The organism is Citrobacter sp. KH_055_1, from assembly GCF_057838705.1.
Genome location: NZ_CM174473.1, coordinates 3,674,342 through 3,700,384 on the forward strand (window position 1 = coordinate 3,674,342; position 26,043 = coordinate 3,700,384).

Genomic DNA, 26,043 nt, shown 5'->3' on the forward strand with positions numbered 1-26,043 from the left:
ATTATTTATTTTTTCTATAATTTCGATAATAGAGTAACCAACAGCCACCGCCGCCTATACAACCACAGAATGAACTTACTTTAAAAAGTTTTTCAAAATCATATGTATGCATGTCTAACCTTATACCTTCTGCGATATATAGATATATATCTATTAATAAAGACATAGATAGTATGGTTATAAAAACACCAACAGCACTACCAGTCACCATCCATATTAAAAGGATCAGGATCTTTTTGCGGTCAGAAGAACTCATTTCTTATCTCCTGATTTATCACTCAAAGATTTACCTATTCGATCGTTGATGTATTCTGTAGACGCAGAACCTCCCATATTGCCGATAGCCCCAGGCAGTGGATCTAATGGCATTGGCTTCGATATGCCCATACCAACATCAATCCACTCCCAATTCTTCCAGTTTGGATTAATGAACTTATCGAGTTGCCCCTGAAGAACTTTGCCAGCACCATATCCTAATCCTGACGCCATTCCACCCATTGCCCCACCTTTCAGCGGATCATCACCTTTTAGATAGCTGGATGTGGCTCCGCTGGCCGCATTCACACCCATCGTCCCCCACAGCCCAGTTCCTGCTGTAAAGACTCCCGTCCAGTAACCAAGAATGACATCATTTGGATTCACTTCACCGTTAATCAGTAACCCGATGCCGGCATTCGCTCCTGCACCTATCAGACTTGTAGTGGCTGCCGCCCCTGGCAATAGCGGCCATACCATTGCACTTCCCATCGCTGCGACTGCTGTTTCACACGAAACCGGCGTACCACCACTGCACGCCTCTCTAATCGCAGCCTGCTGCTCTTCCTGCCATTTCTCTGCAGTCCCTGCTTTGTTCGCTTCCGCTGCTGCCAGTACATGCGCCAGCGAGTTATTCTCAACCGCATTCTTCCCGGCCTGCGCACCCGCTGCCGCAGACGACGTACTGTCTCCCGCCAGAGCGCCCGCCATTCCCGCGGACAGACTCGCCAGCATGCCGATGGTCTGCTTTTCCGCTTCGCTCAGCTCACTGACCCGCTTATCCGGGTACATCACCTCCATTATCGCTTTCGCCGCCAGCTCGCCCGTGACGGCCCCTGCCGCTCCCGCCGCCGCGCTGTTTCTCTGCATCGCCGCTGCCGCGCCACCCAGTATCGCATGCGCTATCAGCGCCGCATCATCGCTTAATCCCGAATCATGACCAATAATATTCGCCAGGTACGGGGCCGATGCCCCCGCCAGCGCCGCGCCGGCATCTCCACCCGCCAGCCCCTGAAGCGCTGCCGTCGCCGCCTGAATACCACGCTGAAAATCACTCCCTGTACCATATTCCGCCTGTGCATCACGCCAGGTCTGCGTCTCTTTCAGCTCTTCCGCCGTTTTATCCGGGTAAACCTTCCGCGCTTCCTCCAGCGCATTCAGCTCCCCCTGCGTCCGTGCGATATCTGCCGCCTGGCTGCCCATCTCCCCGATGAGGCTCACTTCCTGCAGCCGCTTCTGCTCTTTCTCTTTGTCAAAAATCGGGCTGATGCTGTCGTTCGCATGCTCCGTGTCACGGCTCAGACCCGCCACATCCTGCTGCTGATTCGCCGTGTCGCGAGCCGTTATCGTCCCTTCCGCTACCGCCGCCTGCGTCGTCCCGTCCGCATGACCGCTGTTGCCCCCGACCGTAACCATCCCGACCGGCATGTTGCCTTTGAACCCGCCGCCCGTGTCTCCACCGCCAGCGCTCACGCTGGCTCCCGCATGGCTGACCGTAAAGTCCGCTTCGTTATGAATATCCCTGAAACCCAGCGTCCCGGTGTCCAGACTGTTTTTATCCGCCGTCGCCGTCGAAGCGATTACCGCGCCGTCCAGCTGCGTGTGCCCGCCCACCGTCACGTCAAATCCACCGTCGCCGGCAAACAGCCCCGTCTGCTCCTGCACCGAGGCATAGTCGCTCTTCATCTGGTCCTGGCTGGCGCTGATATAGCCTGAGCCGGACATGCTGCCGTAGGTAAAGCTGCCCCCGGCCGCCGCGCTGCTCTGCTTCGACCGGTAGTCATTGCTGTCCTGGGCGCTGCTCATCCACAGGTCGCCACCGATGTCAGCCACCACGCTGTCACCGCTGACCTGCGCCCCGTTCAGGATGGCGTCACGCCCGCTGACCAGCGAAACCGTACCGCCGCTGTCCAGCGTGGTCTCCGTCCACGCCGTGCCGTTGCCCTTTTCACTGCCTTTTGCGCCGTTGACGTTGGCGAAGACGCTGATGCCGTAACTGTCTGCGTTGACGCCGATACCGACGCCCACCCCGCCCCCGCTGCTGCTGTTTGTACCGGTCGTCTGCTGGGTGTTTGCCGCACCGCTCAGCACAATATCGTTCGCCGCCACCAGCGTGGTGTCCCCGCCCGCCTTTATCTGGCTGCCGCCGATCAGGATGTTGCCGCTGTTGCCGCTTTGGCCGCTGCCCGTCGCGGCGATAATCAGGTTATTCCCGGCATTCAGGGTACTGCCCGTCACGGTATCAGTCTGAACATGTTGTTCAGATTTGGCGCTCTGCGACGTCAGCGAGACGCTGATACCCAGCCCGCTGTCCGCTTTGTCGCTGGCCCGGGCAACCGCTGCCGCCTGCACCGCCTGCGCGCCAGAAAGCACCGCTTTGGTGGCCTGCAGCGCCGCCAGACGGTCATCGCTCTCCCCCTTCGCATCCTGTGAGGTTTGCACCGCGCTGTTTACTGCGCTGCCTGCTGCACCTGACAGCGCCACCGTCAAGCCGCTGCTCTTCTGCTCAAACGTCTCATCGCGGGTACGTTTGTCATGGCCGGGCTCAATCACCACGCTGTCGCCGAGCACGGCAATATCTTTCTGTGCGATGATATCCGCGCCGCCGATGTGCACCTGCTGACCGGCGGTAATGCTGACGTTGCCGCCGGTTGACCCGACCGTGCTGAAGCTCTCGCTCTGGGTGGTGCCCTGCTCGCGCAAATCATGCGTGGTTTTACTGCTGCCGATGGAAAAACCGATGCCGCCTGTTCCCATCACGCCGCTTTTTTTCGTTTCTTTAAATCGCCATGCGGTGTCGGTATTGGTTGCGGCAATAATATCGACGTTGTTTCCGGCACCGAGCGCCACATCGCCATCACCGACGACGGCTGAGCCCTGTACCAGAATGTTGTTCCCGGCAGCTACAGTCACATTGTCACCGCTCAGCAACGTGCCTTTTTCACGCGTGGCGCTGTCCTCCTCAATCGTGTGGGTGGTCTTTTTATTGAGGAATCCTTTTTTGGTTTTGGTGGTTTCTTCGTAGTGGTAGTCACTTTCCGTCGCCGTAATGAGATTCACATCCCGGCCCGCCGCTACGCCGATATCCCCCTGAGCAATCACATCGGTTGCCTGCGCATTCACATCGCGCCCGGCGATAATGACCGTGTCGCCACCGCTGGCAACTTCCGTTCCCTGCTGGCGCACGGACTCATTGATGATGGTTTTTTTCTTCGCGCGGTAACTGTCGCCTTCGGCCGTGGCCTCGGCCAGCAAATTGACATCGCGTCCGGCCTGCAGACCCACATCATTTTCCGCCGCCAGGCCCGCCGCGTGGGCGTTAATATCCTGACCCGCGATCAGGACCAGGTTATCGCCCGCAGAAATAGTGGTGCGATCCAGCCCGGAACGGTGCGATTCACTGCCCCCGTCGCGGCTGTTCTCAAGCGTGGTGGCCGCATTCAGGTTGAGATCGTTACCCGCAGTCAGCACCGCACTACCGCCAGCGTTCACGTCGCTTGCCGTCAGGTTGAGATTATTCCCGGCATTGATGCCAAGGTCCCCTCCTGCGCTGATGCTGCTTCCCTGCCAGCCTTGTGATGAACGGCTGGTCTCGTCAGTCCAGCGTCCGGCATGGCTCTGCGCATCGTTAATGTGATTCGCATTCACCGCAATATCTCCCGCGGCATTCATCTGCAGTGAATCGCCCGCCGAAAGCGTTGCGCCCGTGACGGTGATATTCTTGCCTGCCGAGAGCGACAGCCCATCCTGTGCGGTAATCGACGCCGTCGTGCCCAGCAGCGTGTCTTTAAAACTCACATTGCCGTATTTATCCCACGCATTGATGTCTATCTGCTCCACCTGCGTCAGGTTATTAATGCTGCCGTCGAGACTTGCCAGCTGAACCGTTTTTCCGCTAATAGCGGCGCTGATGTTATTGATATCACCAATAGCGCTCAGGTCGAGGTTGCCCCCGGCCTGCATCAGGCCATTGTTGAGATTGTTAATGCTATTCTGGCTATCGAGGGTCAGGGTGTTATTTGCCAGCAGAGTACTGCCGGTGTTAGTGATAGTACCGCCTGCCAGCTGGACGTTATTTCCAGAGATGACGCTCCCGTTATTGACGGTGATATCCTTCGGCGACAGATAGAGCTTCGGTATCATCACCGTTTCACCGTTGACGGTCGCCGCTTCCCACCACAGCATGCTCTGCTCAAGAGAGGCAATTTGCTCCGCCGTCAGGGCCACGCCAAATTTCAGCCCCAGCGACTGCTGTGCGCTAGCGGCACTGTCCATCAGATAACGCATTTGATCCAGATCGGAACCTATACCGTTGATATAACGGCTTCCTGTCTGATTCAGCATCGCATTACTGACGTAACGGGTATCGAACGCCGCGTCACCGAGAAAACGGTAATCGTATTCCGGATTCAGGTTGAGACGGTCCAGCATATACGCCGATCCGAGGAACTGATTTTGATCGGTATAGGCGCGGTTGGTTTCACGTGGGGCATCGCCAGGCGTAATCCCCAGCAGTACGTTCAACTCGGCAAACAGAGCCGGATCCAACTGACCCAGGCCGTTAAGCTTAGGATTAATGTTGATCAGGTACGGGCTTTGCGGATCGTCAGAGACAACAAAGTAGCCGTTTTGACCAAAAGGCAATGGATACGCGCTGGTATCCACCGCTTCCCCCTGATTAATCTGGCTGTTCTTATCGGTAGAGACGGTGTCCAGCGTTGTATCCGCGACATTCCCGGCATCCAGCGTACCGCCGTTAATCTGCTGCAGGGCATCTTGCAGTTGATCGTTCCACTGCGGCGAATTAACGCTAACCGCTTCACTATCTGCCAGTGTCTGCTTTTGCACCCCGGCGTCGATGGTCTGGTTGCTGAGAGTATTCAGGGTTGGGGTAACGAGGGTATTTATCGCCCCACCCGCACTCGGGGTGGTTGTGGTATTGCTGATATCCTGCGAAAAATTAGCCAGAATTGTTCCGCCAGACTGAATAACAGCGCGGTATGCCGTTCCTCCAGAGGTTTCCTCCCGGTCATTACCCTGAGCGATATAGTGAATCGGGCCGCTATTATATCTATCCGCGTCTACCGAAGCGGCAGGGGTCTCCCAGGTAAAACCTGATTGCTCAGCAACATACGTCCGATAACGGGTGATTGTACCGTCAGTCCAGGACTGATTTTGCAGGATTGAACCGGAAAGGGACATATCCCCGCCCGCAAGCAGCGTGCTGGCATTATTTTCCAGATGATCTGCCTGGATTACCATCCCGCGCGCGGCGCTGATGCGCCCGGCACCGCCGTTTGCGGAGACTGAAAGGGTAGAACGTGAAATAGCGATCTCTTTCGCAGGGCTGTTTTTCATCGCCAGGGGTATTGCGACATCGCTACAGTTTGGGCCTGCGCCGTGCCCTGGGCTACCGCCTCCGCTGCAGGATCGACTAACAACATAGCCGTAGTCAGTTCCCAGAATAAGTTCTGACAGAGGAATGTCGGCATATCCCTCATTCAGCCATGCATACTGTTGTGTCAGATCTTCAGTGTTACCATTACTTACCACCAGCCCGTCCCTCTGGTTCAGAAGATGTCCGGTTTTAATCGTGATATCGCCGCTCTGCGTCTCGATGGTGCCGGAGGTGTTGATGACCTCGCGGTTGGCATTTCCCGCCGCATCCTTCTGCATCCACAGACTGTTGCCCGCAAGAATATCGCCGCGCTGATTGGTGATAGAGTCGGCATACAGCGCCATGTTATTTGCCGCATACAGCAGCGCCGTGTTGATGATCGCCCCTGGTGTATTGAGCGTGAGCGTTCCGCGCGTGCCGGTAAAACCGTCTACGGTAATAGTGTCGCGACTGGTGACCATGATGTCACCCCCACCCTGTACCGTTCCGGCGGCATTAAGCGCCACGTTGCTGCCACTGAGGCTGCTCGTACCGCTGCCGGTGGTAATTTGCCCATTGTTGCTCAACTGCCCGCCTGCGGTCAGGTTTACCACCTGCCCCTGCATGACATTGCGGTTGTCGATGGCACCCTCGCTGTTAACAGTGAGCGTGTTGCCCGCAGCAAGCGCACTGTTGGCGGTGAACGCATTCACCAGTTTCAGCGTCAGATTACCCAGCGCAACCACCTGCCCGAAGGCGTCCAGAGATTGGCTATTGAGAGTCAAATCGCCACCGCTGAACAGTTTGCCAGCCGTATTCTGGCTCACCCGATCGGCATTAACGGTCAGTTGGGACGTTCCTAACACCGTACCGTTATTGGTCAACTGCTGGTAATTGAGCGTAAGTTGTCCCGCCTGCGTCATCCCCTGGTTAGTGAACTGACTGCCCGTCAGCGTTGCGCTGTCGGCAAGCCAGTTCCCGTTGTTGGTGGCCGTTGCCGCATTCAGAATGAGATTTGTCGCCTGTAGCCAGCCCGCGCCGGAATACTGCGGCGTGGTGAGTCTCAACTCGGCGCCGGAAAGCAGCTGCCCCTCGTTCAGCGCTCGGGTTGTGGCGTTAAGACGCGTGTTGCCGCCGCCCTGAATCACGCCGTAGTTAAACAGTATGGGCGTGGCAATCGTCAGTCCCTGACGGCTGACAATTTCACCACCCGCCAGGTTCGTCAGGTCACCGCTCAACGCCAGCGTGGCGTCATTATCCCCCTGCAGGCGTCCGCCATTGGTTAACGCGCCGGACGTTATATTTAGCGTCGTCCCCTGAATGCTGCCCGCGTTAGCCACCGATGCCGCATTGAGATCCAATGCGCCGCCGGTGAGCATGCTGCCCGACGCCTGTTGGCTGACCGCGCCATTCATGGCTAACGTCAGGCCATTGACCCCGCTGATTGCCCCGGCGTTATCCAGCGTTGTTCCGTTTAACGTCAAATAACTCGCCGCCCATTGCCCGTTATTCGTCAGGGATAGCGCCTGTAGCGTGGCATTGCCGAGGGCGGTGACTTTGCTGCCCTCGGCAGAAGTGAGATTTTTGACGAGCATAAGCTGTAGCGCGTCTGCGCTTTGGATTGCTCCGCTATTAATCAGCGACTGCGCATTGAGCAGAATCGACTGCCCCTGCCACGTTCCTGCGTTGGTCACATCACCGGACGTCACTTTCAGCATTCCCTGGGTTAGCAGCGACCCGCCCGCCGCATTCATCAGTTCCTGCTGCGGGGCTGCCACCGTCAGGCTTTGCAGACCAATCAATACGCCCTGGTTATGAATACGATCCTGGCTTAGCGTCAGGGTATTTCCCTGTACCACCCCAGTATTTGTAAGCTGCTGACCATCAAGCGTAATGTCACTTTCACTGAGGATGTTTCCGGCATTATTCAACTGCTGTGCAGCTAACGACATGGCTCCCTGACTCATCAAGTCGCCCGGCAGGGCAAATCTGTTACTGATGTCAGCCGTCAGCGCACCAAGGCTGACCAACGAACCCGCGTGCTGCCAGTCATCAGACGTCACCGCGACCTGTTGTCCCTGTAACGTACCTTGCGTAATCATCGTACCGACATCAACGGTCAGCGCGCCGCCGCTCAGCGTCAGAGACGTCGTGCCTGTGCTAAGCGTATCGCCGCGTAAAGCCAGTCCGTTCGCGCCCTGCCACAAGCCATTGTTGCGCAGCGTCGTTGCCGCAAGCATGAGCGAATCCCCCACGATACGCCCGGCGCTGATCAGGTCGTTTGCGGTGAGCGAGAGTCCGCCGCCGCTTTGAATTTGTCCGACGTTGGTCAGTTGCCCGGTCAGTATCCCTTCCAGGCCACGTAAACCGTTGAGCACACCGCTGTTATTCAGCGCATCGGCTGTCAATGTAAGGGTATTCCCCTGCATCACCCCGGCGTGCTCTACCGTACCCGCGTTCACCATCAGCGCATTACCGGTTAGCCATTGCCCCGTCGTCGCAGTCGTCAGAGCACCCGCAGAAATCAATGCGCTGTCATTCCCCTGAACCAGACCACCGTTCTGAACAGTGTTTCCTTCGAGAGTGATAGTATTCGCCACCAGCATGCCGCTATTTTCCAGCGTTTGCGCCGTGAGTTGCGCACTCTGGTGCGCGAGCAGACGCCCAGAATTATTTATCGCGTCGCGCAGTTGCAGCTCAAGCGTGTCGGCCTGAATGTCGCCAGCGTTAATCAACTGAAGACCACCAAGGCGCAGATCGCCATCGGTAGCAATAATCCCGTCGTTAGTCAGGTACGGAATGTCCAGCGCCAGAGCAGTAAGGCTGTAGATCGTACCGCCGCTCAGGTTTTGCAGATTATCGGTACGCAGATTCAACGCCGCGTTACCATGCAGCAGGCCGCTGTTAGCAATATGCTGGCTGTCGAGACTGAGGTTGTCTGCCAACAGCGTGCCGTTTTGAGTGATTGTTTGCGCCACGTTCAGGTTCATCTGCGTGGCACTCGATTTTCCGTCATGGGTGAGGGTGTTTGCCGTCACGGTCAGGTCATTCTTCGCCGCGTGGGTGCCGTTCAGATTTACCATCTCGGCTTGCAGGGCGATATTCTTCCCACTTTGCACCTGAGCATCCGTGGCTGTAGAGATACGCTGGCCTTTAATCGTCAGCGTATCTGCCGCATTGAGCTGACCACTAAGATCAACATCACGCGTGGCGGCAATATCCAGCGATTTCCCCTGCATCACACCGCTGTTGGTCACGCTGCCACCCTGAATACGGGAAGCATCCCCCGCACTCCATTGGCCGCTGTTACTCAGCGAATCCGCCTTCACACTCAGCTGTTTTCCGGCAGTGACCGTTCCCTGCGTGGCAACATGATTGCGCCCGGTCAGCGAAACATTTCCAGCGGCATCTATTTGCGCCGCACGCTGCTGGGCTATATCGCCGGCCGTCAGCACAATATCCTGACCCGCAGTAAGCGCGCCGCCATTCTGCACCAGCGTTCCTTGCGCAGTAAGCTGCAGGTTTTTATCACTGACCAGGGCGCTATCAGTCAGGGCGATAGCACCCTGACTGGTGATGGATAAATTATCCCCCGCTTTATGATCGCCAGAAAGCGCAACCTCTTGCCCTTTCATGGAAACAGCCCCACTGGCCAGGCTGGACTTAACGGTTAATTTTCCATTTGCATCAAGCGTGATATCACCCTGACGGGCGTTCAGATTCCCGAGGTTGACCCCCAAACCTTTCTCGCTGGAAACCAGACGGATCCGGTTGGCATACATTCCGCCTAGCGCACCGGTATCTACCGCGATTTTCGGTACATCCCCTTCGCCTTGCAGTTGACTCACCTGCCCCTTCGCCGTTATGCGGTTAGCTCCGGCTATCACACTGAGATTTTTTGCATGCAGTGCCGCGTTAATTTCCGTGGCGCGGGCAATAATCGACACCGCATCGCTCTGGCTACCATCCAGCCCTTTGCCTTCGATGGTAATGCTGCCTTTGCTTACATCCAGCGACTGCAGATTACCGTTAGCATCTAACACCGGTTTACCGGTAGTCAGGGTGGCGTTAGGCGTGTTGATAAATCCGCACCCGTTACAGGTAATGCCATAAGGGTTGGCGACCATGACGTTGGCGGCTTTCCCCGCTACTTCGGTATAGCCCTGGAGCTGTGAACGGCTATTCCCGGTAACTTCGTTGATGATCCCTGTCGCTTCTTTTCCTGAACGCAGGTTCGGGTTGTTCTGGATAATGCCGCCAAGCTGGGTCTGATTTAATTGCCCGGTGGCGTTGTTAAGAATCAGCCCCTCTTTTCCCACGTTGTAGTCGTTATATTTGTTGTGTGAAATCCCGGACGCGTTCGGCGTAGCGATGTTCACTACCGGAACACCGTTGGCCGCCTTATCCATTTGCGTATTGCCGACAGGGGTGATGGTGGCGGCAATGGCCGGAAACAGCGGCTGCGTGGCCAACAGGGCGCTCAATACCCCACTAAGAACACGCTGAGAGAAACGAATCTGATCCTTTGTCATTATCCTGCTTCCTTAAAATGCCACGGCCACGCGGTAATAAATATTGAGATGATCCGGTGCCAGCCAGTCCGGGTACTTCACCGGCGTTCCAACGGTAAACTGACTGGAGAACCAGCGCCCTGAACTGGTTAATCCCAGCGCAGCGCCCCACAACGTGCCGGAGGCTGAACTATCAAAGCCATCCTGTTTCAGCCAGCCTCCGTCGAATGCCGCCATCGCGCCAATCTGCCCAAATACCGGCAACGTAAAGAGCGAATAATTCACTTCGTTGCGCCAGTAGCCGCCGTTATCCCCGGAAATGTATTGTTCTTTAAAGCCACGAACTGACGTTTCACCGCCCAGCGTCAGGCGTTCGCTGCCGTAAAGGCGGTCCGGTGACCACTGAAAATAGACGCTGCTCAGCCACCACAGATTCTCTGTCAATGGGCGTTGAAAGCTGCCGCTAGCGCTCCATTTGCGAAATTCTGCCTTCGGGACATCACCCTGTTTATTATTGTCATTCTCTGCGCCAAACCACGGCACACCCTGGGTAAACGTGGGGTTAAGCGTGGCAACGCCGGAGGCGATTTTTTGCGTATGGTTGATACCCAGCGAAATACTGGAAAGCTTGCGGCTACTGGTTTCCAGCAGGACATCATTCAATTTGTTACGGTTAATTCGATGCGTCAGGCCCAGCGCTGCCGCGGTTTTGATATCACCATTGCGAAACAGCCCCCAGGTGCCGGTCAGACGATGGGTTTCGCTGTCGCCAGTTGAACGCCAGGCATAGCCATTGTTATCAATGGTGCTGAGGTAATTACTCCAGCTGTAGTTGTAATCAAATAGCCCGTAGCCGTAAGGAATGCTCACGCCCGCAGCAACGTTCTGCGCATCTTTACTGCTGGAAAAATCGCTGCTGCGCCCACCGCTGATAAACCATTTATCCGCCAGGCCGAACGGGTTATTGGCAAATAACGCCCCGCTCAGTTGCCCCGTTCCGGTACTCTTTTGCCCGCTGTTATCAAAACTGACTGAGCCAGTAAGCGGCGATTCAGGCGCAGCCGTCAGGTTTACTATCGAGAAGCCTTGTTGGCTGCCAGGTAAAATTTCTATTTCAACCGGCGTCTGGCGAACCCGGTTCAATTGCTCCATACCCTGTTCAATATCGCGCAGATTGAGAATCTTTCCTTCCAGCCCAGGAAAGGTCATTTTCAGCGTGCGTGACGGGACACCTTCGAGACGAATCTCCTGCAATTTTCCCTCAAGTACCGTAATGCGCAGCACACCGGAGGAGAGATCCTGCTCGGTTAAAAAAGCACGGCTGGTGATAAAACCGCGGCTGATGTACCAGTCAGAAATCGCGTTCGTCAGCGTCGTCAGGCGAGCGATGTCCAGACACTGATTTACCCACGGTGCGGTTAGTTTTCTGGCGGTTTTGGGTGATAACTGGCTTGCGCCCTCAATATCGATACGAGAGGTCGTAAAACAGGCCCCAGAGGGCGTGGCAGGAAGCGTTGCCTTTTCCGATTCAGGGAGGACAACGCTACGGCCTAACTCTTCGCGCTGACGCTGGTTCTCATCAAGTAATTGCTGCTGCTGTTGCTGAACTGAACTGCGATCGGCAGGTGATAAAGGCGCAGCGTGCCCCGTCATGGTCAATGACAGAGCCCACCCTGACAGTAAAAAAGTAATCCCGACGTCCCTGATCTTCACCCGCAGCCCCACTTTCCATAACCCATCATGGCTGTTAAAAAATGAGCAAACTAGGTTAAAAGGCACAAAATGTAAATAAATGACACAGTGACATTCAGTTTGTAACCGTTTTCCTATTGCTTTTTAGGAAAAGTGCCCGGCTTAAATATCAAGTTTTCACCTGGAGGGCTTTATTTTCCCAGCGATTGGCCCAATCCCATCGCTAGTCGCCCATTTGCCCACATTCATCTTCTGGACAACACTCCAGGATGACACCACTGACCCAACACGTGGAGCAAACACCATGAACATCACGCAAATCCGTAATGCCACACTGCACATCACCTTTGGCGGCAAGACCTTCCTCGTTGATCCAATGCTAGCCCCGAAAGGTGCGTATCCGGGTTTTGCCGGAACGGCGCGCGCAGAGATCCGCAATCCGACCGTGGAGCTGCCCGTTGACATCGACACCCTGCTTAACGTCGATGCGCTAATCGTCACCCATCTGCATGAAGATCACTGGGACGAGGTTGCCGCGCGCGTTGTGCCGAAAGACAAGCCGATCTACGTACAAAATGATCAGGATGCGCAGGTGCTGCGAGGACAGGGGTTCACCCAACTGAGCGTATTGACAGAAAATACCGCGCTGGGGGACATCACCCTGCGTAAAACCGGCGGCCAGCACGGGTCAGATCGCGCCTACGCCGTGCCGCAAATGGCAGAACGCCTGGGTGACGCCTGCGGAGTTATCTTCCAGCATACAGCAGAAAAAACGCTGTATCTGGTTGGCGATACTATCTGGCGCGATGAGGTAGAGGCCAATATGCAGACCTTCCAGCCTGATGTCGTGGTACTGAACGCCGGTTTTGCCCACGTCATCGGCTTTGGGCCGATCATTATGGGCGCGGAAGATGTGCTAAAAACCCACTTTGTGCTGCCTGAAGCGCAGATTGTGGCGACCCATATGGAAGCCATTAACCACTGCCTGCTGACGCGCGCGGCGCTGAAAGAATATGCGTTCGACAACCAGATTGCGCAATTCGTCAACGTGCCGGAAGATGGGGAAACCCTGACCTTTTAATGCCAACAGAGGAATCGTATGCGCCCGCTTACCGTCGCCATTGTCGCCGTGGAAGATTTCAGCCCGTTTCATTTTTCGGTGCCGTGCATAATTTTCAGCGACAAAATGGCGGCGAAAAAGCGCTTTGAGGTGCAGATATGCGCCGAAAATCCCGGCATCGTCTCTTCGCAGGATGGCTTCTCCGTCACCGCCTCTCACGGTTATGAGGCGGTGACGGCAGCCGATATTGTGGTGGTCCCCTACTGGGGCACTACCGGGCATCGCCCGCCGCAGGGTCTGCTCAATGCCCTCAATTGCGCGCGGCAAAACGGCGCACAGATTGTCGGGCTGTGTCTGGGCGCGTTTGTCCTCGGCTACGCGGGCCTGTTAGACGGAAAGCGGGCCGCGACGCACTGGGAATTTGAGCAAGATTTTCAGACGCGCTTCCCGGCGGCGCGTCTGGATATCAACGCCCTGTACGTTGATGACGACGGTATTATTACCTCGGCAGGTACCGCCGCCGCACTGGATTGCTGCTTGTACGTCATCCGCCAGCACTTTGGCAGCACGGTAGCGAACCAGATTGCCCGACGGATGATTGTGCCACCGCACCGCGAAGGGGGACAGGCGCAGTTTATTGAGCAGCCGGTGGCGAAAAATACCCAGGATCAGCGCATTAACACCCTGCTCGATTATTTACGCCAGCACCTCCATGAGCAGCATAACCTCGACACGCTGGCGCAGCGGGTGATGATGAGCCGTCGCACCCTAACCCGCCATTTTATGAAGGCCACCGGGTCAAGCGTGGCCGAATGGCTTATTACCGAGCGCCTGCGACGCAGCCAGGAGCTGCTGGAGTCCAGTTCGTTACCCGTCGAACGTATTGCTGAACAGGTCGGTTTTCTCTCTCCGGTCACCTGGCGCCAGCATTTTAAAGCCCACTTCGGCGTCAGCCCGGCTGAATGGCGCAAGACCTTCCGCGGCGCAGCGTAAACAGGCTCAGCCTCTTTTTTGCGCCAGCCACACCGTATGCCCGGTGCACTGTGGGTCTTCCATGATCACGTCAATGACCTCAAAGCCGTGCGCGGACAACAATGCACGGTATTCGTCGGGCGCCAGGCTTGCATGAAACAGCGGCTCACCTTCAAATTGCCCCATTGCGATGCCGTTTCCGGTACCGCTGGTGAACATCAGCGCGCTGCCGGGATGACTGAGCTGGTCAAAGATCGGAAACATCCTGTGTTGGTCCTGCTGGGGTAAATGGAAAAAGCTGTCCCACGCAATCAGGCCATCAAAGGTGCCATCAAGCGCGAGCTCACGCATATCCTGCTCCAGCCAGCACTGGTCGGGAAAAGATTGCCGGGCGCGCGCCAGCATCGCCGCGGAACCATCCACTCCTGTTAGGTGAAAGCCTTGCCGGATAAAATACCCGGCAATCGGCTGACCATTCCCACAGCCGATATCCACAATACTGCCCTTCCCGCCCATTACCGCGATGAACTTATCCAGCCACGGTTTCTCAAACAGCGTGCGTGAACGCTGGCTGGCAAAGGCATCAGCATGGCGTCGGTAGATAGACAGAATGTTCTGGGCCGCAGAGTCGCTCACGATTTCCTCACTGTTTTACTCGTTCTGCCATCATGTTAAGCATAAAGACGCCATGCCCGCTATCACGCGTCACTGGCCCTGGAATGCGCCTCGCAGAACCCAACCACAAATACGCCAAAACCCTACGTGCTGTGGCATGATAGCGCGTAGATAACGTAATGAAGGGTGAAGAATGTGAAACCGGTAACGCTATACGATGTGGCAGACCATGCAGGTGTCTCTTACCAGACCGTCTCGCGCGTCGTGAATCAGGCCAGCCACGTTTCCGCCAAAACCCGTCAGAAAGTTGAGGCCGCGATGGCGGAGCTCAATTACATCCCCAACCGCGTTGCCCAGCAGTTGGCCGGTAAACAAACGCCATTGATTGGTGTGGCGACGGCGAACCTTGCCCTGCACGCGCCCTCGCAAATCGTTGCGGCTATAAAATCCCGCGCCGACCAGTCCGGGGCCAGCGTGGTGATCGCCATGGTCGAGCGTAGCGGCGTAGACGCCTGCAAAGCAGCGGTGCATAACCTGCTCTCCCAGCGGGTGACCGGGCTTATCATCAACTATCCGCTGGATGAAGACGACGCAATTGCCGTCGCCGCCGCCTGCGGTACGGTACCGGTGCTGTTTCTGGACGTCTCTGACCAGTCGCCGGTTAACAGCGTGATTTTCTCCCATGATGACGGCGCACGCCTCGGCGTTGAGCACCTGATCCAGCACGGGCATCAGCGTATCGCCCTGCTGGCCGGACCGCACAGCTCAGTCTCGGCGCGGTTACGGCATGCGGGCTGGCATAAGTATCTGGCGCACTATCAGCAGCAACCCGTCGCGGAACTGGAAGGCGACTGGAGCGCAATGTCCGGCTTTACACAAACCATGCAGATGCTGAACGACGGCGTCATCCCGACCGCCATGCTGGTTGCCAACGATCAAATGGCGCTGGGCGCGATGCGGGCCATCAGCGAGTCCGGCCTGCGGGTGGCGACCGATATCTCGGTGATTGGCTACGACGATACCGAAGACAGCTCCTGTTATATCCCGCCACTCACGACCATCAAGCAGGATTTTCCGACGCTCGGGCAAACCAGCGTCGATAAACTGCTGCAGCTTTCACAGGGGGGTGAGAGCCTCGGCAATCAACTCCTGCCGGTGACGCTGGTCGAGCGTAAAACGGTGCTGCCCCCGAACAGACAACAGGCAACGCCGCAGGCGCTGGCGGAGTCGCTGATGCAGTTGGCACGTCAGGTTTCTCGGCTGTAACGTCTCCACAGCGAGCGCTCACATCTGCTGTTACTGAGCTGAATTACTGTGAGTCAGCTCACTGATTACCCACCCCATCCTTTACAGGATAATCTCAATCCTCGTATGTTCAGTTAAATTGTGAGCGGATAACAAATTTACACAGGATACTGCCATGACCCTGAACACGGATTCACTCGCCGCCGTACTGGCACGTCGCGACTGGGAAAACCCCGGCGTCACTCAGCTTAATCGTCTTGAAGCGCACCCGCCGTTTTGCAGCTGGCGCTCTGCGCAGGACGCCCGTAACAACCACCATTCGGCACAGTTACAGTCGTTGAACGGCGAGTGGAAGTTTGCCTGGTTTGCCTCACCTGAAGCGGTGCCGGAAAGCTGGCTTGCGGGCGATTTGCCGCAGGCCGATAGCGTAACCGTACCGTCTAACTGGCAAATGGATGGTTACGATGCGCCGATCTACTCCAACATTACCTACCCGTTCCCGGTCAATCCGCCGCACGTTCCAACGGAGAATCCGACAGGATGTTACTCGCTCACATTCAAAGTGGATGCCGCGTGGCGACAGACGGGACAGACGCGCATTATTTTTGACGGCGTGAACTCAGCGTTTCATCTGTGGTGCAATGGCCGCTGGGTCGGCTACGGGCAGGACAGCCGCCTGCCGTCCGAGTTTGATCTCAGTGATTTCCTGAGCGACGGCGAAAACCGTCTGGCGGTGATGGTGCTGCGCTGGAGCGACGGCAGCTATCTGGAAGATCAGGACATGTGGCGCATGAGCGGTATCTTCCGCGACGTCTCGCTGCTGCATAAGCCGGACACGCAGATCCGCGACCTGCGTATCCACCCCCGTTTTAACGATGATTTCAGCCGCGCGGTGCTGGAAGCCGACGTCAGAATGGCGGGCGAGCCGCGCGATGATTTACGCGTGACGCTGCAACTGTGGCAAGGCGATACGCTGACCGATGAAGCCACTTCGCCTTTTGGTAGTGAGATTATTGATGAGCGCGGCGCGTATGCCGATCGCACCACTCTGCGCCTGAACGTTGAACGTCCGGCGCTGTGGAGCGCTGAAACCCCGAATCTGTACCGCGCGGTAGTGCTGCTACATACCGCCGACGGCACGTTGATTGAAGCCGAAGCCTGCGACGTTGGCTTCCGCCAGGTCAGCATTGAAAACGGTCTGCTGTTGCTCAATGGGCAGCCGCTGCTGATCCGCGGCGCCAACCGTCATGAACATCACCCACAAAACGGTCAGGTGATGGATGAAGAAACGATGGTGCAGGACATCGTCCTGATGAAGCAAAACAACTTTAACGCCGTGCGCTGCTCGCATTATCCAAACCATCCGTTGTGGTACACCCTGTGCGACCGCTACGGCCTGTACGTGGTGGATGAAGCCAATATCGAAACCCACGGCATGGTGCCGATGAACCGCCTGAGCGATGACCCCACCTGGCTACCGGCGATGAGCCAGCGCGTGACGCGCATGGTGCAGCGCGACCGCAACCATCCGAGCATTATTATCTGGTCACTGGGCAACGAATCCGGGCACGGCGCAAATCACGACGCTCTCTACCGCTGGCTGAAATCCGAAGACCCGTCCCGCCCGGTGCAGTATGAAGGCGGCGGGGCGGATACCGCTGCGACCGACATTATTTGCCCAATGTATGCCCGCGTTGACCAGGACCAACCCTTCCCGGCGGTACCGAAATGGTCTATCAAAAAATGGCTGTCGATGCCCGGCGAGCAGCGCCCGCTGATCCTCTGCGAATACGCCCACGCGATGGGGAACAGTCTCGGGGGTTACGCCAAATACTGGCAGGCGTTCCGTCAGTATCCGCGTCTGCAGGGTGGGTTTGTCTGGGATTGGGTTGATCAGTCGCTGACAAAATATGACGACAACGGCAACCCGTGGTCAGCCTACGGCGGCGATTTTGGCGACACGCCGAATGACCGTCAGTTCTGCATGGACGGGCTGGTATTTGCCGATCGCACGCCGCATCCGTCGCTGTATGAAGCCAAACACGCGCAGCAGTTTTTCCAGTTTACGCTGTTGCCGGGCGACGAACGCCAGATTGAAGTGCGTAGCGAATACCTGTTCCGCCGCAGCGATAACGAAATCCTGCACTGGTCTGTCGCCCAGGACGGCAATCTGCTGGCCACCGGCGAGGTCACGCTGGATATCGCCCCGCAGGGTTGTCAGCGGGTTACCCTGCCGGATCTCCCCATGCCGGACACCGCCGGTCAGCTGTGGCTGACCGTGCGCGTGGAACAACCTCAGGCCACCGCGTGGTCAGACGCCGGGCATATCAGCGCCTGGCAGCAATGGAAGCTGGAAGAGAAACTCAGCCTGACGCTCCCCCCACGCGCCAGCGCCATGCCACAGCTCACCGTCAGTGACGATACATTCGCGGTGACCGTCAGCGATAAACGTTGGGAATTCTGCCGTCAATCAGGATTGCTGACGCAATACTGGCTGGGCGGCGACGCGCAACTGTTAAGCCCGCTCATTGACCAGTTCACCCGCGCGCCGCTGGATAACGACATTGGCGTCAGCGAAGTGACGCGCATCGACCCTAACGCCTGGGTCGAACGCTGGAAAGCCGCCGGCCACTATCGCGCAGAACCTCAGCGGGTGTTGTGCGAAGCCGAATCCCTGTCGGAAAGCGTGCTGATTACCACCGCGCACGCCTGGCAGTATCAGGGCGAAACGCTGTTTATCAGCCGCAAGTCCTACCGTATCGACGGCCATGGCAAGATGCACATCACGGTGGATGTCGATGTCGCCAACGGAACGCCGCACCCGGCACGTATCGGCCTCAGCTGCCAACTGGCGCAGGTTGCCGAACGCGTAAACTGGTTAGGTCTCGGCCCGCATGAGAACTACCCGGATCGCCTGAGCGCGGCCTGTTTTGACCGTTGGGATCTGTCGCTGGATGAGATGTACACCCCTTACGTCTTCCCGAGCGAAAACGGCCTGCGCTGCGGTACGCGCGAGCTGCGCTACGGGGCGCATCAGTGGTGTGGTGACTTCCAGTTCAACATCAGCCGCTACAGCCAAAAACAGTTAATGGAAACCAGCCATCGCCATCTGCTGTCGCCGGAGGCGGGAACCTGGCTCAATATTGACGGTTTCCATATGGGCGTCGGCGGGGATGATTCGTGGAGCCCTTCCGTTTCCCCGGAGTTTCTGCTGAGCGCAGGGCGTTATCACTACCAGGTTATCTGGGGCTAAACATAATAATAATGGGCAGGTTACGACCTGCCCTTATTTTGCCTGAGGAAGTCTATTATGTATTATTTAAAAAACACTAACTTCTGGATGTTCGGTTTTTTCTTCTTCTTTTACTTTTTTATTATGGGTGCTTATTTCCCTTTCTTCCCGATTTGGTTACACGATATCAACCATATCAGTAAAGGCGATACCGGCATTATCTTCGCCTGTATATCGCTGTTTTCGTTGCTGTTCCAACCGGTATTTGGTCTGCTATCTGATAAACTCGGCCTGCGTAAGCATCTGCTGTGGATAATCACTGGCATGCTGGTGATGTTTGCCCCGTTCTTTATTTACGTGTTTGGGCCATTATTACAGTTCAATATTTTAGTAGGCTCGATTGTCGGTGGCATCTACCTGGGCTTTATTTATAATGCCGGGGCGCCTGCGATTGAAGCTTATATTGAAAAAGTCAGTCGCCGCAGCAATTTTGAATTTGGCCGGGCGCGAATGTTTGGCTGCGTTGGCTGGGCATTGTGCGCATCCATTGTCGGCATTATGTTTACCATCAACAATGAATTTGTCTTCTGGCTGGGTTCTGGCTGTGCGGTAGTCCTCGCCCTGCTGCTGTTTTTCTCGCGCACCGATACCTCGTCATCAGCAGAGGTCGCCAATGCCGTCGGTGCAAACCACTCTGCCTTTAGCCTGAAGCTGGCGCTGGAATTATTTAAGCAGCCAAAACTGTGGTTCCTGTCGCTGTACGTGGTTGGCGTGTCCTGCACCTACGATGTGTTTGACCAGCAGTTTGCCAATTTCTTCACCTCGTTCTTTGCAACCGGTGAACAAGGCACGCGGGTATTTGGCTATGTCACCACCATGGGGGAATTACTCAACGCCTCGATCATGTTCTTTGCGCCGTTGATCGTAAACCGTATTGGTGGGAAGAACGCTCTACTGCTGGCCGGGGCGATTATGTCGGTACGTATTATCGGCTCATCATTTGCCACCTCGGCGCTGGAGGTCATCATCCTCAAAACGCTGCATATGTTTGAAATCCCGTTCCTGATCGTCGGCTGTTTCAAATACATTACCAGCCAGTTTGAGGTACGGTTTTCTGCCACCATTTACCTCGTGTGCTTCTGTTTCTTCAAACAGCTGGCGATGATTTTTATGTCGGTGCTGGCGGGCAATATGTACGAAAGCATTGGCTTCCATGGCGCGTATCTGGTGCTGGGTATTATTGCGCTGACTTTTACGCTGATTTCGGTGTTCACACTGAGCGGGCCGGGGCCGTTGTCTCTGCTGCGTCGCCGGGAAAGCCCGGCGCTATAACGCGGGGTTTGCCAGAGGGTGTAATAACAAGCCCGGTAAGCATCGCGCTACCGGGCCGTTTAACGGGGATTATTCTTCGATTGCCTGGCGAATTTGCTGCAACGACGCGGGATCGTCGATGGTGGTCAGATCGCCGGGATCGCGGCCTTCACAGATCGCCTGGATCGTACGCCTTAGCATCTTGCCCGATCGCGTCTTCGGCAATTGTGACACAAACCAGACATGTGCCGGACGGCCAAAGTTACCAATCTGGCTGTCCACCAGCGCCATAATCGCCTTCTCTTCTGAATGCGCAATGTCGCGGTCTTCCAGACTGTCACTCTGTTTCGGGATAACAAACGCCACCGCCACCTGCCCTTTCAGCGCATCTTTCACGCCGACCACCGCCACTTCCGCGACGTTCGGATAGCTGGAAATACTCTCCTCTATCTCACGGGTGCCCAGCCGGTGTCCGGCCACGTTTATCACATCATCGGTGCGGCCTAAGATGAAGTAATAGCCGTCTGCGTCGCGGATCCCCCAGTCGAAGGTGGCGTAAACCTGGCGGGAGAACAGCGACCAGTAGGTGTTCACAAACCGTTCGTCATCGCCCCAGATGGTCTGAATACAGCCCGGTGGCAGCGGCCCTTCAATCACCAGCATACCCTTTTCGTTCGCTTCGCAGGGTTCACCGGTCACTTCGTTGAGCAACTGAACGTTGTAGCCATACATCGGCACACCGGGGCTGCCCAGACGCGACGGCCTGTCGTCCACGCCACGGGCAATTGCCATAATCGGCCAACCAGATTCGGTCTGCCAGTAGTTGTCGATCACCGGCACACCCAGCGTTTGGGTTACCCAACTCGCAGTGGGTTCATCCAGCGGCTCGCCCGCCAGATACAGCACCTCCAGCGAGGAGAGATCGTGATTGCGGATCTGCGCGGTCGGGAACTTCTTCAGCACGCGAATGGCGGTCGGCGCAGAGAACATTCTGCTGACCTGATATTTTTCGACAATCTTCCACCACACACCGCAGTCCGGGTACGTCGGCAGCCCTTCGTACACCACCGTCGCCATCCCCGCCAGCAGCGGGGCATAAACGATGTAGGAGTGTCCGACCACCCAGCCGATATCCGAGGCACAGAAGAACACGCCGCCCGCTTTGCCGCCAAAGATGGTCTCCATCGACGTCGCCAGCGCCACCGCATAGCCGCCAACGTCACGCTGCACGCCCTTCGGCTTGCCGGTCGTGCCGGAAGTGTAAAGTATGCAGGAGGTTTCGTTCGACTCCAGCCACACCACCGGCACGCGCGCCCCGAGATGCTGCTGGCGCAGCGCGGCAAAATCGAGATCGCGCCCCTCGACCCGCGCCATTTTCGCCAGCCCACGATCGACCAGTACCACGTGGTGCGGCTGATGCTGCGCCTGGCCAATAGCCTCATCGAGCAGCTTTTTATACGGCAGGATCTTGCCCCCGCGCGCCCCGGCATCCGCCGACACGATGACCTTCGGTCGGGCATCGTCGATTCGCGCCGCCACGCTGTGCGAGGCGAAGCCGCCGAACACCACCGAGTGGATCGCGCCAATGCGTGCACAGGCCAGCAGCGTAATGTGTGCCTCGGCGATCATCGGCATGTACACCAATACCCGATCGCCGCGCTGCACGCCCAGCGACAGCAGAATAGCGGCCGTCACGTTGACTTCGTCATACAGCTGACGAAAGGTAAACGTGCGCTCTTCTTCGGTTTCCGAGGAAACGGCAATCAGCGCCAGCGCATCGGGCTGCTTCTCCAGCCAACGGTCAATGGCGTTATGGCACAGATTGGTCGTCCCACCGCAAAACCAGCGCGCAAACGGCGGATGGCTATGGTCCAGCACCTGAGTGAACGGCTGCTGCCAGTCAATACGCTGGGCCTGCTCGGCCCAGAATGACTCAGGTTGAGTGATAGATCGTTGATAAAACTCGCTAAAAGACATAATGCTCTCCTGTTGAACTTACGCCTAATGAGTCAGGTTTTAGATAATGAACAAATCCATGTACTCATTAACCGGCATCTGTTCCAGGCGAGTTCTGTCCAGGGAAACATCCAGAATGCGCTGTTGTTGGCGGGTCGGGAACTGGCGCGCCAGGTTGATTTTGAATTTCTCAACCAGCTTCGGCATGCCGTCAGTCCGACGACGCGCGTGGCCGATCGGGTATTCCACCACCTCTTCGTCAAAACGGGAGCCGTCGGTAAACTCCAGGGTGATAGCGTTGGCGATGGCGCGTTTTTCCGGGTTGTGATAATCGGCGGTAAAGGCCGGATCTTCGACGCAGTTAATTTTCTCACGCAGCGCGTCGATGCGTTTATCCTGCGCCACACCGTCTTCATAATCAGCCGCCGTCAGGCGTCCGAACAGCAGCGGGACCGCCACCATGTACTGGATGCAGTGGTCGCGATCCGCCGGGTTATCCAGCGGGCCTTTTTTGTCGATGATGCGAATGCAGGCTTCGTGTGTACGAATCGTCACTTTTTCGATATCGGCAGCCGTCTTACCGGCAGCCAGCAGTTTTTCATGCAGCGTCATGGCGGCTTCTACCGCGGTCTGGGAGTGGAACTCAGCCGGGAAGGAGATTTTAAACAGCACGTTTTCCATCACGTAAGAGCCGTACGGACGCTGGAAGCGGAACGCTTCTCCTTTGAAGGAGACATCATAGAAGCCCCAGGTTTTCGCCGTCAGCGCAGACGGATACCCCATCTCGCCGGTTTTGGCCATCAGCGCCAGACGTACCGCCCGGGATGTGGCATCCCCCGCCGCCCAGGATTTACGCGTACCGGTATTCGGCGCATGACGATAGGTTCGCAGCGACTGTCCGTCGACCCACGCCAGCGAAACCGCGTTGAGGATCTCATCGCGGGTCAGTCCCAGCATCTCGGCGACTACGGCGGTCGAGGCCACTTTCACCAGCAGAACGTGGTCCAGGCCGACGCGGTTAAAGGAGTTTTCCAGCGCGATACAGCCCTGAATTTCATGGGCCTTGATCATACCGGTCAGCACGGTTTTCATAGTCAGCGGCGCTTTACCCGCTGCTACCGCATTGCGCGACAGCCAGTCAGCGGTGGCCAGAATCCCGCCAAGGTTATCGGAAGGATGGCCCCATTCCGCGGCAAGCCAGGTGTCGTTGAAGTCCAGCCAACGGATCATCGCGCCAATGTTAAACGCTGCCTGCACCGGGTCAAGCTGAAACTGGGTGCCCGGCACGCGAACACCGTTCGGCACCACCGTCCCCGGGACAATCGGCCCCAGCAGTTTTTTACAGGCCGGATATTCCAGCGCTTCCAGCCCGCAGCCGAGGGTGTCGAGCAGACAATAATGCGCGGTGTCATACGCCACCGTCGAGGTGATGGCGTAATTCATCACGTAATCAACGATATCAACGATTTCACGGTCAAATTCAGGGCGAACATTCGAAATATGAGCGGACATAGGGTACGTTTCCTGTTTTTTATCTTTAGAGGTTTTGCATTAGCAACGCTTTTCAATAGCGACAAATACGCGATCTTCCGGGCCGGTGTAGTTGGCGGAAGGCCGGATGATTTTATTATCCTGGCGCTGTTCAATGATGTGCGCCGCCCAGCCGGTGACGCGGGCGATGACAAACAGCGGGGTGAACATTTCGGTCGGGACGCCCATCATGTTGTAGGAAACCGCCGAGAACCAGTCGAGGTTCGGGAACATCTTTTTGGTATCCCACATTACTTCTTCCAGACGGTCGGCGATGTTGTACATTTTCAGCGAGCCGCCTTCCTGGGAAAGCTGCTTCGCCACGCGCTTGATCACCTGATGCCGCGGGTCAGCAAGGGTGTAGACCGGGTGACCAAAGCCAATCACCACCTCTTTGTTTTCTACACGTTTACGGATATCAGCTTCGGCTTCATCCGGGGTTTCGTAGCGCTGCTGAATTTCCAGCGACACTTCGTTCGCCCCGCCGTGTTTCGGACCGCGTAGCGCGCCAATGGCGCCGATAATCGCGGAATACATATCCGATCCGGTTCCCGCAATCACCCGTCCGGTGAAGGTCGAGGCATTGAATTCGTGTTCGGCATACAGCACCAGCGAGATGTGCATCGCTTTTTCCCAACTGGCCGACGGTTTTTCGCCGTGCAGCAGGTGCAGGAAATGACCGCCAATGGAATCGTCATCGGTTTCCGGTTGGATACGCTCACCGTTGTGGCTGTAGTGATACCAGTACAGCAGGATCGAGCTGAGCGAGGCCAACAGTTTATCGGCAATGTCGCGCGCGCCGGAGACGGTATGCCCCTCTTTTTCCGGCAGCGTGCAGCCCAACGCAGAAACGCCGGTACGCATCACGTCCATCGGATGCGAAGCGGCAGGCAACGCTTCCAGAACGGTACGCACGTTTGCCGGGAGGCCACGCAGCGCTTTTAATTTAACCTTGTAGGCGTTGAGTTCATCGCGGGTGGGTAATTTTCCGTGGATCAGCAGGTGCGCCACTTCTTCAAATTCGCACTGTTGCGCGAGGTCGAGAATATCGTAGCCACGATAGTGTAAATCGTTACCGCTTTTACCAACGGTGCACAGGGCGGTATTGCCGGCGGTCACGCCGGACAGCGCGACCGATTTTTTTGGCTTAATAACATTCGTACTATTTTGCAGGATCGTTGTGTCGCTCATGTTGTCCTCGTTATTTTTATATATAGGGTATTGAGGGTATGCATCGCGTCGTACGTTGTAGGCCGGATAAACGTAGTGCCATCCGGCATTGCCTGATGGCGGCTGCGCCTTATCAGGCCTACGGCTTCGTGGCGTACAACGCGTCGAGTTTCTCTTCGAACTGGTAGTAGTTGATGCTTTCGTACAGCTCGTTGCGCGTCTGCATGATGTCGATAACGTTCTTCTGCGTGCCTTCCTGGCGCAGCACGTTGTACACCTGCTCGGCGGCGCGGTTCATGGCGCGAAATGCCGACAGCGGATACAGCGCCATTGCCACGTTCGCACTGCGCAACTCATCGGTGGTGAACAGCGGCGTTGCGCCAAATTCAGTAATGTTGGCAAGGATCGGTACCTGCACGGCATCGGCAAATTGGCGGTACATTGCCAGCTCCGTAATGGCTTCCGGGAACAGCATGTCAGCGCCCGCTTCGACATACGCCTGCGCACGATCGATAGCGGCGTCTAACCCTTCCACCGCCAGCGCATCGGTACGCGCCATAACAACAAAGTTCGGATCGGTACGCGCATCCACCGCCGCACGGATCCTGTCGACCATCTCTTCTTTCGATACGATCGCCTTGTTCGGACGATGCCCACAGCGCTTGGCGCCGATCTGATCTTCAATGTGCAGCGCAGCGGCCCCGGCTTTGATCATCGATTTCACAGTGCGTGCCACGTTAAACGCGGATGATCCGAACCCAATATCGGCATCCACCAGCAGCGGCAGCGGGCAGACATCGGTGATACGGCGGATATCGGTCAGTACATCATCGAGGGTAGAGATACCGAGATCCGGTAACCCTAACGACCCGGCAGCCACGCCGCCGCCAGAGAGATAAATCGCCTGATACCCAGCGCGCTGGGCCAGCAGAGCGTGGTTCGCATTGATGGTACCAACAATTTGTAATGGATTTTCTTTAGTGAGCGCGGCGCGAAACGCCAGCCCCGGAGAGTGCAGAGACATATCCCATCCTCTTGTTATCAACTTGTTATCGTTCGTTGATTAACCTAAAGCAAGGGGTATGCCAACGCCTTTATTGAGTGCGTTATTTTTACT

At 56.6% G+C, this 26,043-nt stretch carries 13 protein-coding genes; 5 read left to right on the forward strand and 8 right to left on the reverse strand.

What is annotated here, in order from left to right:
- Position 1: 1 nt before the first annotated feature.
- From AC3ITF_RS17405 to AC3ITF_RS17415, 3 genes are read right to left on the reverse strand one after another with little or no spacing between them, the layout of a single operon-like run.
- On the reverse strand, positions 2 to 256 hold the full coding sequence (locus tag AC3ITF_RS17405; protein WP_181629290.1) for a hypothetical protein: 255 nt from the start codon (positions 254 to 256) through the stop codon (positions 2 to 4).
- A complete protein-coding gene (locus tag AC3ITF_RS17410) occupies positions 253 to 10,164 on the reverse strand; it encodes a hemagglutinin repeat-containing protein (RefSeq protein WP_489175882.1) in 9,912 nt (3,303 codons plus the stop codon). The genes AC3ITF_RS17405 and AC3ITF_RS17410 overlap by 4 nt, the downstream gene beginning before the upstream one ends.
- A 12-nt stretch (positions 10,165 to 10,176) precedes the next feature.
- Entirely contained in the window at positions 10,177 to 11,796 is a 1,620-nt protein-coding gene (locus AC3ITF_RS17415) for a ShlB/FhaC/HecB family hemolysin secretion/activation protein (protein WP_489176453.1), read from the reverse strand.
- A 343-nt stretch (positions 11,797 to 12,139) separates the two neighbouring features.
- On the opposite strand from AC3ITF_RS17415, the gene AC3ITF_RS17420 reads away from it, so the two are divergent.
- Both AC3ITF_RS17420 and AC3ITF_RS17425 read left to right on the forward strand, forming a co-directional pair.
- The gene (locus AC3ITF_RS17420; protein ID WP_115259307.1) at positions 12,140 to 12,916 is read left to right on the forward strand and encodes an MBL fold metallo-hydrolase; all 777 of its coding nucleotides are present in this window, start codon (positions 12,140 to 12,142) and stop codon (positions 12,914 to 12,916) included.
- 18 nt (positions 12,917 to 12,934) lie between these two features.
- A complete protein-coding gene (locus AC3ITF_RS17425; RefSeq protein ID WP_115259309.1) occupies positions 12,935 to 13,888 on the forward strand; it encodes a GlxA family transcriptional regulator in 954 nt (317 codons plus the stop codon).
- Positions 13,889 to 13,894: 6 nt separating this feature from the next.
- On the opposite strand, the gene AC3ITF_RS17430 is transcribed toward AC3ITF_RS17425, so the two are convergent.
- A complete protein-coding gene (locus AC3ITF_RS17430; RefSeq protein ID WP_117342080.1) occupies positions 13,895 to 14,503 on the reverse strand; it encodes a class I SAM-dependent DNA methyltransferase in 609 nt (202 codons plus the stop codon).
- Positions 14,504 to 14,677: 174 nt separating this feature from the next.
- Here AC3ITF_RS17430 and AC3ITF_RS17435 point away from each other — a divergent pair, with 174 nt between their 5' ends.
- From AC3ITF_RS17435 to AC3ITF_RS17445, 3 genes are all read left to right on the forward strand, one after another.
- The gene (locus tag AC3ITF_RS17435) at positions 14,678 to 15,748 is read left to right on the forward strand and encodes a LacI family DNA-binding transcriptional regulator (RefSeq protein ID WP_181517492.1); all 1,071 of its coding nucleotides are present in this window, start codon (positions 14,678 to 14,680) and stop codon (positions 15,746 to 15,748) included.
- 154 nt (positions 15,749 to 15,902) lie between these two features.
- Positions 15,903 to 18,980: a beta-galactosidase gene (locus tag AC3ITF_RS17440; RefSeq protein WP_489175883.1), complete on the forward strand. Its 3,078-nt coding sequence runs from the start codon at positions 15,903 to 15,905 to the stop codon at positions 18,978 to 18,980.
- 57 nt (positions 18,981 to 19,037) lie between these two features.
- Positions 19,038 to 20,291, forward strand: a complete 1,254-nt coding sequence (locus AC3ITF_RS17445; protein WP_117342077.1) for an MFS transporter — start codon at positions 19,038 to 19,040, stop codon at positions 20,289 to 20,291.
- Between the two features lie 69 nt (positions 20,292 to 20,360).
- On the opposite strand, the gene prpE is transcribed toward AC3ITF_RS17445, so the two are convergent.
- From prpE to prpB, 4 genes are all read right to left on the reverse strand, one after another.
- Positions 20,361 to 22,247: a propionate--CoA ligase gene (prpE, locus tag AC3ITF_RS17450; RefSeq protein WP_117342076.1), complete on the reverse strand. Its 1,887-nt coding sequence runs from the start codon at positions 22,245 to 22,247 to the stop codon at positions 20,361 to 20,363.
- Positions 22,248 to 22,286: 39 nt separating this feature from the next.
- Positions 22,287 to 23,738, reverse strand: coding sequence for a bifunctional 2-methylcitrate dehydratase/aconitate hydratase (locus AC3ITF_RS17455; RefSeq protein WP_489175884.1), 1,452 nt, complete (start codon positions 23,736 to 23,738; stop codon positions 22,287 to 22,289).
- Between the two features lie 39 nt (positions 23,739 to 23,777).
- Positions 23,778 to 24,947, reverse strand: coding sequence for a bifunctional 2-methylcitrate synthase/citrate synthase (prpC, locus tag AC3ITF_RS17460; protein ID WP_115259321.1), 1,170 nt, complete (start codon positions 24,945 to 24,947; stop codon positions 23,778 to 23,780).
- 118 nt (positions 24,948 to 25,065) lie between these two features.
- A complete protein-coding gene (gene prpB / locus AC3ITF_RS17465) occupies positions 25,066 to 25,950 on the reverse strand; it encodes a methylisocitrate lyase (RefSeq protein WP_115259323.1) in 885 nt (294 codons plus the stop codon).
- Positions 25,951 to 26,043 lie beyond the last annotated feature (93 nt).